The organism is Fluviicola taffensis DSM 16823 (assembly GCF_943372375.1).
GTDB lineage: Bacteria > Bacteroidota > Bacteroidia > Flavobacteriales_D > Crocinitomicaceae > Fluviicola > Fluviicola taffensis_A.
The window spans coordinates 104318-116168 of the sequence record NZ_CALRYJ010000003.1; the positions used below are offsets into that span (position 1 = coordinate 104318).

General features: G+C 39.8%; 11 protein-coding genes. 3 read left to right on the plus strand and 8 right to left on the minus strand.

Features of this window, described 5'->3' with window-relative positions:
• Position 1 precedes the first annotated feature (1 nt).
• Complete coding sequence (gene wecB, locus AAG807_RS06215) at positions 2–1093, plus strand: UDP-N-acetylglucosamine 2-epimerase (non-hydrolyzing) (RefSeq protein WP_341901663.1); 1092 nt, start codon at positions 2–4, stop codon at positions 1091–1093.
• A 43-nt stretch (positions 1094–1136) separates the two neighbouring features.
• Here wecB and AAG807_RS06220 read toward each other — a convergent pair whose 3' ends face one another.
• From AAG807_RS06220 to rsgA, 4 genes are all read right to left on the minus strand, one after another.
• Positions 1137–2330 carry a hypothetical protein gene (locus AAG807_RS06220; RefSeq protein WP_341901664.1) on the minus strand — a complete coding sequence of 398 codons (1194 nt, stop codon included), beginning with the start codon at positions 2328–2330 and terminating at the stop codon, positions 1137–1139.
• A gap of 72 nt (positions 2331–2402) precedes the next feature.
• On the minus strand, positions 2403–2732 hold the full coding sequence (locus tag AAG807_RS06225) for a nucleotide pyrophosphohydrolase (protein ID WP_341901665.1): 330 nt from the start codon (positions 2730–2732) through the stop codon (positions 2403–2405).
• The gene (gene dtd / locus AAG807_RS06230) at positions 2732–3184 is read right to left on the minus strand and encodes a D-aminoacyl-tRNA deacylase (protein WP_341901666.1); all 453 of its coding nucleotides are present in this window, start codon (positions 3182–3184) and stop codon (positions 2732–2734) included. The genes AAG807_RS06225 and dtd overlap by 1 nt, the downstream gene beginning before the upstream one ends.
• Positions 3185–3396: 212 nt before the next feature.
• Positions 3397–4359, minus strand: a complete 963-nt coding sequence (gene rsgA, locus AAG807_RS06235) for a ribosome small subunit-dependent GTPase A (protein ID WP_341901668.1) — start codon at positions 4357–4359, stop codon at positions 3397–3399.
• Positions 4360–4628: 269 nt separating this feature from the next.
• On the opposite strand from rsgA, the gene gldA reads away from it, so the two are divergent.
• A complete protein-coding gene (gldA, locus tag AAG807_RS06240) occupies positions 4629–5531 on the plus strand; it encodes a gliding motility-associated ABC transporter ATP-binding subunit GldA (RefSeq protein WP_341901669.1) in 903 nt (300 codons plus the stop codon).
• Positions 5532–5608: 77 nt separating this feature from the next.
• Here the strand turns inward: gldA and aqpZ are convergent, their stop codons facing one another.
• Together aqpZ and AAG807_RS06250 are read right to left on the minus strand one after the other, a co-directional pair.
• The gene (aqpZ, locus tag AAG807_RS06245; protein ID WP_341902003.1) at positions 5609–6319 is read right to left on the minus strand and encodes an aquaporin Z; all 711 of its coding nucleotides are present in this window, start codon (positions 6317–6319) and stop codon (positions 5609–5611) included.
• 277 nt (positions 6320–6596) lie between these two features.
• Positions 6597–7274, minus strand: coding sequence for a queuosine precursor transporter (locus AAG807_RS06250; RefSeq protein ID WP_341901671.1), 678 nt, complete (start codon positions 7272–7274; stop codon positions 6597–6599).
• 165 nt (positions 7275–7439) lie between these two features.
• On the opposite strand from AAG807_RS06250, the gene tyrS reads away from it, so the two are divergent.
• A complete protein-coding gene (gene tyrS / locus AAG807_RS06255) occupies positions 7440–8720 on the plus strand; it encodes a tyrosine--tRNA ligase (RefSeq protein ID WP_341901673.1) in 1281 nt (426 codons plus the stop codon).
• A 63-nt stretch (positions 8721–8783) separates the two neighbouring features.
• Here the strand turns inward: tyrS and AAG807_RS06260 are convergent, their stop codons facing one another.
• Positions 8784–10826 (minus strand): transglutaminase-like domain-containing protein, encoded by a 2043-nt coding sequence (locus AAG807_RS06260; RefSeq protein ID WP_341901674.1) that lies wholly within the window; start codon positions 10824–10826, stop codon positions 8784–8786.
• 170 nt (positions 10827–10996) lie between these two features.
• Positions 10997–11755, minus strand: coding sequence for a tRNA pseudouridine(38-40) synthase TruA (truA, locus tag AAG807_RS06265; RefSeq protein ID WP_341901675.1), 759 nt, complete (start codon positions 11753–11755; stop codon positions 10997–10999).
• Positions 11756–11851 lie beyond the last annotated feature (96 nt).

Here is an 11851-nt window from a genome sequence, read left to right on the forward strand (position 1 = left end):
TATGCATATTACCCTCATTGCCGGAGCACGGCCCAACTTCATGAAAATTGCACCGATTATTCATGCTATCCATCAGATTCAAGCTGAAGGAAGCTCGTTGCGCTATAGTTTAGTGCATACCGGTCAGCACTATGATGAGAAAATGTCCGGACAATTTTTTGCCGAATTGGAAATTCCGGAACCCAATGAAAATCTGCAGGCCGGTGGAGGAACTCAAGCAGAACAAACCGCCGCCATCATGATTCGTTTCGAAAAATACCTGGAAACAAACCCAACTGATCTTGTTTTAGTGGTCGGAGATGTAACCTCTACTATGGCATGTGCAATAGTGGCGCAAAAAGCACGAATAAAAGTTGCCCATGTTGAAGGAGGAATCCGTTCAAATGATTGGACCATGCCAGAAGAGATCAATCGCTTGGTAACAGATGCTATCAGTGATTATTTCTTTACCACATCCGAAGTAGCAAACGAAAACCTCCGGAAAATTGGAGTCAAGGAAGAAAAAATACACTTCGTCGGGAATACGATGATTGATACACTTCTCAAACAAATGCCACGTTTCAAAAAGCCTGAATTGTGGGATAAACTTCAATTGATCGACAAAGAATACCTTGTATTAACACTTCATCGTCCGAGCAATGTAGATGAGGAAACAAAGCTTAAGACTTTGATTGATCAAATCATTAGCTCTTCAGAAGATTGTCCGATTGTCTTTCCTGTACATCCTCGAACAGCGAAAATGATTGAACTATTAGGAATTTCACATCCTCGTTTGCACATGGTTGACTCAATGGGTTATCTTGAATTCAATTACTTGGTGCAAAGAGCAAAACTAGTCGTTACAGATTCCGGAGGGATCACAGAAGAAACCACCGTTATGCAAGTTCCATGTATGACTTTAAGAGACACTACCGAACGGCCTGAAACAGTAACTGACGGCACGAATGAACTTGTAGGAACAGACCCGAAGGAAATTGAAAAAATGTTGAAAAAATGTTTCTCCGGAAATTGGAAAACGGGCTCATTACCTGCTCTTTGGGATGGGAAAACTGCAGAACGAATTGTTGAAATACTAACCAAGCTGAATCATTAAACTGCAGCAGGATTTAACATACTAGACCTTATATTCAAAAAACTTATTCGTTCCGGAGCACAAAATATTTATCCTTCAACCGGTCATAATCCGCAAGGAAGTAAACTTTCAATAGCGCTGTGTAATAATTATATGGCTTATGTTGCAGTAGAACCTTGTCCTTTTTGTAGAGACTTTTCTCTTCAAACACACCGTTTGCGTCCCGTTTATAGATTCTCATCAGGGAATCATTCTGCAAGATGCTCGAATCTTTCAATTCCAACGGATACTGGGTTGGTGGTAACAAAATAGGATCGGATGTATGCATGAAATTGGATTCTTTCCGGTATTTCGGCATACGGAAATCTCCCAAAAGCTTAACTAGCTGACCTTGTACATTAGTTGAAATACCATTATTGAATTTCCCTACATTACTTCCCATCATACTCAGTAAACCTTCTTTCACACTTCCTTTAAAACTGAAATTCTCACGATCGAACAGCATCGTCTGCAAGTTGCTTTTCCAAAAGGTAGAATCGTTATACGAAACGGGCATTTTCGGAACAATATCTTCCGGATTATGAATTAAGAAACTATACCCCGGATCAGCAAAACGCCTTTGATATTCTTGCGCGAATGCCTTGTTTCCGATCATCGGATTTGCAAATGCATAAACTTTAAACGCGTTCTTAGGATCCAATTTAGATTTAGGCAAGAAGTATAAATAGGCTCTTGTCATTTGCGCCAAAGCACCTCCTTGAGAATGTCCCGTAATATAAATCGTGAAAATTCCCTGTTTGTTCAGATTCCGGATCTGTTTCAAAACATCATCTGCACAATAAGACAATCCCAGAATGTATCCTGCATGAATTGCGGCAGATTCATCCTCAGCACATTTATACAAAAAGGCAGTTTCTCCTTTGAATATCGTGTCTTTTGCCGGAACCAAAGACGAATACATATTCTCCAACCAACTTGATTTTTGGTCTGTAGAACCTCTGAAATTTAGTACTGCCTTTGTTTTCGATTGATTTACATAAACCTGAAACAGGTTATCCATTCCAACTGCCGGAGATGTGTAAATCCTCGTATATTCCTGGGGAATAATGGCATCATCGGAATCATGTAAATCCAAATAGGTAAAAGAATTGCAGATTTGAATGAAATCCCGAGCCTCTTTGGCATCAAATCCGGGGGAGTGCTGGGCATAAGAATCCACACACAGCAAGGCAAAAAGCATTATTAGCAACTTATTCATGGAGAGTTGAGTACTTGGTTCTATCCGAATAAAGCAAAAAGTATTCCTGTGTTACAGATTCCGGATGATTGATTAATCGCGAAGTTTCTTGTTTTCTTGATGTCTGGTTGCATCCCTACCCGTTTTCTTAGCCAGGTTTTTCTCCAATGCTTCCTCCAAATCGACACCGGTTTGATTCGCCAGACAAATCAATACAAAAAGCACATCTGCCAATTCATCTCCGAGATCCTTGCCCTTATCACTTTCTTTTTCGCTTTGTTCGCCATACCTGCGCGCAATGATCCGGGCAACTTCCCCCACCTCTTCGGTAAGCATCGCCATGTTGGTCAGTTCATTAAAATAGCGAACACCAACTTCTTTGATCCATTGATCCACCTTCTTTTGTGCTTCCGAAATTTCCATTACTCTTTATTTTTTGAATCAATGATGATAGTGACCGGCCCGTCATTCAGTAAACTTACTTTCATATCTGCTCCGAAAGATCCTGTTTGAACTGATTTCCCCAAAGCCACCTCGGCCTTCTGAATGAATGATTCATACAAGGGAATTGCCTGTTCAGGTCTTGCAGCAGCTATAAAACTGGGTCTGTTTCCTTTTTTTGTGGATGCGTGAAGTGTAAACTGACTCACTACCAATAATTCGCCCTGAATATCTTGCAGCGAACAATTCATCTTTCCTTCTTCATCCGGGAAAATGCGCATTTGAATGGTTTTTTGAATCAACCAATCCACATCTTCTTCCGAATCGGCGTGTTCAATACCCAGAAGTACCAATAAACCGGAGCCAATTTGACCGATAACCTGATTTTCTACTGTTACACTTGCTTGGGAAACCCGTTGAATGACTAGTCGCATCCTCAAATTTAATATAATTCCGAATGTCGAATTCCGAATTCCGAATTATCTGAATTGAACTTCCCACGGAGGAACACGGATCCGCTGAAGCGGACACGGATGAATACCAATTTATTAACTACTTATTTTTCACAATACAATCCTTCAGTGTCCATCCGTGCTCGTCTGTGGGAAAATAAAAATCACCAATTCTCACAAAGTATTCAATTACATTATTCCAATCCGCGCTTGTTTCTTCGGTGAACATCGTCATCATCGCCGGTCATTAACTGCAAATACGTGAAATAGCGACTTTCGTATATCTCTCCGGTTTTTAAAGCTTCCTTCACTGCGCAAGCCGGCTCATTCAAATGCTGACAATTATGGAACTTGCATTGCCCGATCAATTTGCGCATCTCCGGAAAATAATGTGAAATCACTTCCTTGTCCAAATCCACGATCCCGAAAGCCCGAATCCCCGGTGTATCAATGATAAATCCTCCCGATTGCAAAGGATGCATTTCTGCAAAGGTGGTGGTATGTTGCCCCTGGTGGTGTGCAGAAGAAATTTCTCCGACACGCAAGTCCAAATTCGGATCCAGAGCATTCACCAAGGTACTTTTTCCGGTTCCGGAATGACCTGCGATCATCACTTGCTGATCTTTGATTTCTTCCCTAAGGAATTCTATATCTTTTTGGTTGGTAGCCGAAATAGCGTGACAAGAGTAACCAACGGATTCATACATGAACATGATTGCCTTCAAATCCAATAAGCCTTCATCATCCAACAAATCAACCTTATTAAAAATCAAGGTTGTAGGAATCCGAAAAGACTCAGCTGCCACTAAGAACCGGTCGATAAATACAAAATGAGTTTCGGGATGTTTCAAGGTCACCATGAGGTATGCACGATCAATATTTGCAGCCAAAATGTGCATTTGCTTGCTCAGGTTCGTGCTCTTCCTTACGATGTAATTTTCGCGCAATTCGTAATCCACAATTACGCGTTTTCCTTCTTCATCGCCTTTGGGATCCAGAATAACAATATCACCAACCGCTATCGGATTGGTGGTTTTCAATTCTTGCAATTTCATTTTTCCACGGACCCTGCACTCCACAACTTCTCCGGTTGGCATCAGAACCTGGTACCATTTCCCTGTAGATTTCAAAACCCTTCCGCGATGTTCATCACTCATGGAACAAAATTACCGAAAGGGATTGTAAAATGATCATCAAAAATCATTTATCTGCTAGTGTAAAAAACACTTCACACTATGCATATCGCTAATTTTGAACCGCAAAGAATGGAGGAGCGCAGAGTTTTGTTCATTCCTCCTTTGCTTCTTTGCTTCTTTGCGATTAAATTTCAAAAACGGATTTTTGCCGGATCATTTCATCGTGTTTGTTCTGTAAAACCAACTTTATTCCATTCCCATTCGTTATCTTCGTAGCCAAAGTTTTCATTATGTCAATTGAAGTAAAAAACCTTTCCAAATATTACGGTGAACAAGCAGCAGTGAACGATATTACTTTTTCAGTTGGGAAAGGTGAAATCATTGGTTTCTTGGGACCAAACGGAGCTGGTAAATCAACAACAATGAAAATGATTACCGGTTTTATTCCTGCATCTCAGGGAGAAATCAGTGTTTGTGGAATTCCTGTTTCCGTAGACTCCATTGAAACGAGAAAACGCATTGGTTACCTTCCTGAAAACAACCCTTTGTATCTGGACATGTATGTCAAAGAATACCTGGAATTTGTAGGGAAGATCTACAAGATAAAGAACTTGAAGGAGCGCGTAAAGGAAATGATCAAATTGGTTGGTCTGGAAGTCGAGCAAAACAAAAAAATCGGAATGCTTTCCAAAGGTTACCGCCAACGTGTGGGACTGGCTCAAGCAATCATACACAACCCGGACGTGTTAATTTTAGATGAACCGACTTCAGGTCTGGATCCAAACCAATTGGTGGAGATCCGTGAACTGATCAGACGTATCGGAAAGGAAAAAACCGTGATGCTTTCCACCCATATTCTGCAAGAAGTAGAAGCAATTTGCGACCGTGTAGTCATCATCCGACAAGGGAAATTGGTTGCGGATAATTTATCTTCGAACCTGCAACATGCAACCGATACGCAAGTGGTCTATGCAGAATTTGACGGTGCAGTCACCAAAAACTTACTTCAGAAAATTCCGGGTGTTTCCAAAATTGAACGCGTTACGGATTCCAAATACCTCATCGAAAGCCAATCTTTGGATGATTTACGTAAAACTGTTGCCCAATTTGCTCAGAAAAACGACTTACTTGTTCTCACTCTAAGAACAGAAGAAAAATCATTGGAAGAAGTCTTCAAAACATTGACGAAATAAATTGATCGATACTTTAATGAACTAAAAAGGCTCCGAAATGATTTTCAGAGCCTTTATTTTATATAGTGCTATTGATTTTACTCGTTATTCGGTGCCAGGTACTTGTATACCAAACCGGCTATAATTGCTCCTGCAATCGGGGCTACCCAAAACAACCACAATTGCTCCATCGCCCAACCTTGCACAAAAATTGCCTGACTTGTGCTTCTAGCAGGATTTACAGAAGTATTGGTGACCGGAATACTAATTAAGTGAATCAAAGTTAATCCCAAACCGATTGCCATTCCTGCAAAACCGGCAGATGCTTTTTTATGAGTCGTTCCTAAAATGATGATCAAAAAGGCAAAAGTCATGACGACTTCGGTTATCAATGCGGATTGCATGTTATAACCTCCGGGAGAATGCTTGCCAAAACCATTCGCAGCAAATCCACCCAATTCAAAATCCGATTTTCCGCTTGCAATCAAATACAAAACCCCGGCTCCGGCTATTCCTCCCAGCACTTGTGAAGCGATGTAAGGAAACACATCCTTTCCTTCAAATCTGCCACCAACCCAAAGACCAACAGTCACAGCAGGATTCAGATGACAACCGGAAATATGTCCGATTGCATAGGCCATCGTCAAAACGGTTAAACCAAAAGCGATGGAAACTCCAACAAATCCGATTCCCAGTTCAGGAAACCCTGCTGCCAGAACAGCACTTCCGCAACCTCCCAATACCAACCAAAAGGTCCCAATAAATTCAGCGATTAACTTCTTCATAAATAGTGTTTTAGTAAATAAAATCCCTTCATCATTTCGATGAATTCGCACTAAATATAAACTTTTCGTTGAAACAATCTGTTAATTATCTAACTATTAGCTGGTTTTTCACCCAATATTTTTCGGGCTAAATAATGCATCAAATAAATCAAGGGTGTAAGGCAAACCGCGATCACTAATTGTGTCAAAAAGGGAAAAAACATTCTTCGTGTCCTTTGTGCTCTTAGTGGTTATTTTCACCACGAGGTGCACAAAGATCACGAGGTTTATTCATATAATCAATTAAAAAGAGTTGTTTTGCTTAATTCGTATCGGGAATAACATGCTCTTTTCTCTCTCCCAGAATACTCTTGGCTAAATAGTGCATGACATAAATCAAGGGTGTGAGGCAAACTGCGATTACTAATTTGGTCAGGTATCCGGTAATTGCCAGAATAAGTACCATTTTCAAGGGATAAGCCCCGGAAAGATATAATCCGATCAGTGCGACAATAAAGGAATCTACCAATTGCGAAACGACAGTTGAACCGGTACTTCTCAACCAGATCATTTTTCCTTTGGTCAGCTTACTGAAAAAATGGAAGAGCTGTACATCCAGTAGTTGGGATACAATGAATGCACAAATACTGCCAATCATAATCCAAAGGGAACCACCGAATGCCTTGGCAAACTCCTTGTCGGATAACCACGATCCTTCTGCGGTAGGAAGTTGAACAGCAATATATACGATCAGGAAACAGAATGCGATCAAACCTGTTGTAATCCAACTCAATCTGCGAACAGCCTGCTTTCCGAAATATTCATTCATGACATCCGTCAGTAAAAAAACAACCGGCCAAGGAACAATTCCGGCAATCATCGGTGCCAAATACGATCCCATGTAAACTAATTTTGCCGAAATTAATTCAGCTACAATGGCACTGGTGATGAAAATCCCGGCCATCACCAGAAACGCTATTTCTTTTCGTGTTTGAAGCATGGTCGAAGATACTCTTTTTTAGTTCTTTTGATTTCCACTAAGCGAAATTCACATCCAAAAGCTACTCTTTTTTTAATTTAATTCTCTTCGCTGAACTGCACTAACGCTTGTTCAGTTATCAAAAGCTACGCTTTTTCTTCTATTTTTGCGCATAAATAAGAACACATGAAAAAGAATGTCATTGAAGAATTAAGATGGAGAGGAATGGTACAGGATATCATGCCCGGTTTGGAAGAACAACTACTTAAGGAAATGACATCCGGTTATGTGGGCTTTGATCCGACTTCCGATTCACTGCACGTAGGGAATTTACTTCCGATCATGTTATTGAAACATTTCCAATTGGCAGGACACAAACCTTACACCTTGGTTGGTGGGGCAACCGGAATGGTTGGAGATCCTTCCGGAAAATCTGCAGAACGCAATTTATTGGATGAAAAGACCCTCAATCACAACGTGGCTTGCTTTGAAAAACAATTGCGCAAGTTCCTGGATTTCGAAACCGGTGAAAACAAAGCGGAATTGGTAAACAACTTCGATTGGATGCGTCATTTCTCATTCCTGGAGTTTATCCGTGATGTAGGAAAACACATCACCGTGAATTACATGAGTGCGAAAGATTCCGTAAAAAAACGCATTGAAACCGGAATTTCATTTACCGAATTCTCTTACCAATTGATCCAGGGATACGATTTCTTGCATTTGTACAGATCCAATAATGTGAAAGTACAATTCGGAGGTTCAGACCAATGGGGAAATATCACTACCGGAACTGAATTGGTACGCAAGATTGCAGGTGGAGAAGCATTCGCATTTACTTGTCCTCTATTAACAAAAGCAGATGGTGGAAAGTTTGGGAAAACAGAATCCGGAACGGTTTGGTTGGATCCGGAAAAAACGAGTCCTTACGCATTCTACCAATTTTGGTTAAATGCAACTGATGCTGATGCTACCAAATTGATCCGTTTCTATACCTTGAAAACAAAAGAGGAAATCGAAGCAATTGAAAAAGAGCACAACGAAGCTCCTCATTTACGCATTTTGCAAAAAGCAATTGCAGAAGAAGTAACCATTCGTGTACATGGAAAAGAAGCCTTGGATATGGCTATTGCAGCTTCCAATATCTTGTTCGGAAAATCAACATCTGAAGATCTGAAGAAATTATCAAATGATACCTTCCTAAGCATTTTTGATGGCGTTCCAATGGCAACGATTAAGCGTTCCGAATTAACCGAAGGAATTAGTATTGTTGACCTACTTTCTGCTAAAACCGGATTTCTTCCTTCCAATGGAGAAGCAAAACGCGAATTAAAGGCAAATGCTATTTCTTTAAACAAGGATAAAGTCAGTGAAGGAACATTGGTTGGTCCAAGCGACCTGATCAATGAAAAATTCATCCTGCTAGGCAAAGGAAAAAAGAATAATTACATTGTAATTGTAGAATAAATAAACATCCAAAAAAATGTGGGCACGCGATTAATCGCGTGCCCACCAAATTTTACAAGCAAATCATCTTGGTCTACTACCTAATGTTTTCTGAAAAAACTCTTCTGTTTTTTCGCTGGACTTCAAAATTTTATCGAACATCTCATCCGTGCGTTTCTTGTTCTTTTCAAGCACCTCAAAATTGTGTTCGGCATTTTTCTCCTTGAATTCCTTTTCTTTCTCCAGGTTTTTTTGGATCGTATGATAATGTTCTTCGTAATAATCTTCCAATCTCACCAGTTCTGCCCGATCCGAATAAAAGGTTCTCAAATCCGTTTCTATCAATGTCAAAACCTGATAATTTAAGCCATTCAGGTATTTGTTCATCTCCCCATATTTGTAATTCGGATTCTTCTTTCCATAGCCTTTCAGTCCGATTGTACCTCTTTTGATCAATTTTTCCAAGGTCTTGTATTCCTTATTGATCTCAGCAGGATACATCAATGAATCATACGTTTCTTTGTGAAAGCGGTATAGATTTGTCAAACCATCCGCAATTTGAGAATCATAAAGAATAATGGAATCACTGTAGTAAATCGGAGCTGAATTGAGAATTTGTAGATTCGTATAGCTCATTTCATAAGCAACTTTCAATGATTTGAATCGGTTTTCATAAGTTTTATCCTGATGAGCCAATGCATCCCAATTCTTTCTCAAACTGTCAATTCTCAGAATGGAATGAAACAAACTGTCTTTCCATTGACCAAAAGAAGGAGGAACCAGAGTCGAATCAAAATTAGAAGGGGTCGAATAGCTACTTGATTCTACCATCAATTTTCCCATTTTCTCCCGAACAAACGCGATGTCCTTTGAAATTCTGGATTTTTCCTTTCCTAATTGCGTCACATTTTTCTTCTGTTCGGACAATACTTTTTTCACCATGCTATTCGCAGCTTTGTCGGTGGTTTTAAAGATCTTTGTCTCATTCGAGATGATTCGCTTGCTTATTCCGTAAGCTGTCTTATTGATTTTCTTCGACATTTTACTGTAAAGCGCTACGCTATCATTGATATCCCGAAGGTTTACAAACTCTTCGTGCAGTTGATCCTTCTCGATAATCTCAAAAGATTTCCGAAACTTCTCATTTAAGTGTAAACCCAAATAATTGAAGTGATGAACAGTCATGGAGCTGTAATTAGCCGGATTAAACTTCAACCCATCCTTCGCAACTTTGATCCATTTGTCATTGAGGTTCAACGAGCTGTAATCGGAAACGTAACTATCAAAATCCACCGACTTTCCTTTTTCACGCGAAAGAATCGTATCCCAATCTTTTGTTCTTCTGGTGAAGTCCTCTATTGAAACAGGGTATTTTCTCAATTGAAATTCAGGTTGAGAAGGCAAATGGGATTGAACAAACAAATCCGGTTCGACCATGAAATTTTCAAGAGAGGGATAACGCACAAATCCAATATCCGATTTATACGATCCGCGCATTTTTTCAGCCTTTTCTTCCTTCTTCTTATCTTTTTTGTCCCACTTGAACTGTTTTACCTTCTTGCGCTTCTCTTTCTTAATTTTCGCCAGTTTCTTCCCTCTTTTCAAGGTGATCTTTTCCTTTTTCAACAGGTCCTCCTTATATTTTGGAATGCGTCCAATATACCCTGCATCCCAAGTCGGATCGGACAAATACCAACTGCGATCTATCTTAAAAGCAATCCATTCATGATCTGAACTTGCTATCAAAGGAATTGAATCAGATAGAAATTGGGCGGTATACCCTTCAACCGTTGTTGCCTCAATACCTGCATTTTTCAATAATTCCACTGTCAATGCACTATAACCTTGACAAACTGTGTTTTTAGCTTTCAAAACCGCACCGGCAGATTTATATTCCAGTGGTTTCCCACTTTCAATAGCTTTGTAATCGTATGAAATATTGTGAGTGACCCATTGATAAATATGTGCGGCTTTCGTGCTGTCATCCACCAAATTTTTGGTCAGATAGGAGCTCAATGCTTTTGTCGTTTTCTGGGCGTCTTTGGGAACTTTCAAGAACTCAATTTTCTCTTGAGCAAACAAAATATTCCCAAGAAAAAGGGTGATAATTAGGCAGTAAAGTTTCATTCTTAAGGTTTCAGTTTTTCTTCGGCGCAAAGTTATTTCTTTTTTTAGAACTACCTTGTTAATTAGCGCCAAATTCGGCCCTTTAATTAATCGCGTCGATACTTGCTGAATATCGGAATAGAAATCGTTACCTTGGTTCCACTCACCTCTTATATCACAAGATATCCAACTTACTTTTTACTCACTGAAAAATCCGGATACCGGATATCCACCAAAAATAAACCGTGAGCCGGAACTGAAAGTTTCGCTTTCCCACGATCCTTCGATTCTATAATAGTCAAAAGTTCGCTTTCCTGTAGGTTTCCATAACCAACTTCAAGCAGCGTTCCTACGACTGCCCGGACCATATTTCGTAGAAACCGGTCCGCTTTTATTTCAAAACACCAGGTATCTTTCGTGATTTGACTCCAACTTGCTTCGGAAACCGTACAAATATTTGTTTTCACATCTGTATGGAGTTTTGAAAAAGAAGTGAAATCCTGCTTCCCCAACAAGTAATTAGCCGCTCTATTCATCGCATCAAAATCAAGCTCCGATATGACATGAAGACTGTCTAATGAAAACGGGTTTTTCTTTTGATGAATAAAGTAATGATAGGTTCGTGAAAGTGCAGAAAATCGTGCATGAAAATCTGCTGTCATTTGCCGTGCTGAAAAGATGGAAATATCGCCCGGAAGCATCTTGTTCAATTTATACGCCAACTGATTCACATCCAGCTCTTTATCACTATCAAAATGCAATACATAATAAGAAGCATGAACCCCCGTATCCGTTCTTCCGCAACCAACCACGGAAACAGGTATATTGCCCATCAATTGGGTCAATCTTTTTTCAATTTCTTCCTGCACGGAAGATGCATTCGGTTGGATTTGCCAACCATGATAATTCGTACCGCGATAAGCGAGTTCTAGGGCATATCGAAATGTCATACTGCAAAGTTAATCAATCCTTTTTCTTCGTAAGAGCTTATTCCAATGAAGCAAATCCTTAACATTAAAATAATTCGTCCGGTATTAATTAATTAT

Bases quoted from the DNA above. Each gene is read 5' to 3' on its own strand.
- tyrS (WP_341901673.1), top strand. From the start codon at position 7,440: ATGAAAAAGAATGTCATTGAAGAATTAAGATGGAGAGGAATGGTACAG.
- AAG807_RS06220 (WP_341901664.1), bottom strand. From the start codon at position 2,330: ATGAATAAGTTGCTAATAATGCTTTTTGCCTTGCTGTGTGTGGATTCT.
- dtd (WP_341901666.1), bottom strand. From the start codon at position 3,184: ATGCGACTAGTCATTCAACGGGTTTCCCAAGCAAGTGTAACAGTAGAA.
- truA (WP_341901675.1), bottom strand. From the start codon at position 11,755: ATGACATTTCGATATGCCCTAGAACTCGCTTATCGCGGTACGAATTAT.
- AAG807_RS06250 (WP_341901671.1), bottom strand. From the start codon at position 7,274: ATGCTTCAAACACGAAAAGAAATAGCGTTTCTGGTGATGGCCGGGATT.
- AAG807_RS06260 (WP_341901674.1), bottom strand. From the start codon at position 10,826: ATGAAACTTTACTGCCTAATTATCACCCTTTTTCTTGGGAATATTTTG.
- wecB (WP_341901663.1), top strand. From the start codon at position 2: ATGCATATTACCCTCATTGCCGGAGCACGGCCCAACTTCATGAAAATT.
- rsgA (WP_341901668.1), bottom strand. From the start codon at position 4,359: ATGAGTGATGAACATCGCGGAAGGGTTTTGAAATCTACAGGGAAATGG.
- gldA (WP_341901669.1), top strand. From the start codon at position 4,629: ATGTCAATTGAAGTAAAAAACCTTTCCAAATATTACGGTGAACAAGCA.
- AAG807_RS06225 (WP_341901665.1), bottom strand. From the start codon at position 2,732: ATGGAAATTTCGGAAGCACAAAAGAAGGTGGATCAATGGATCAAAGAA.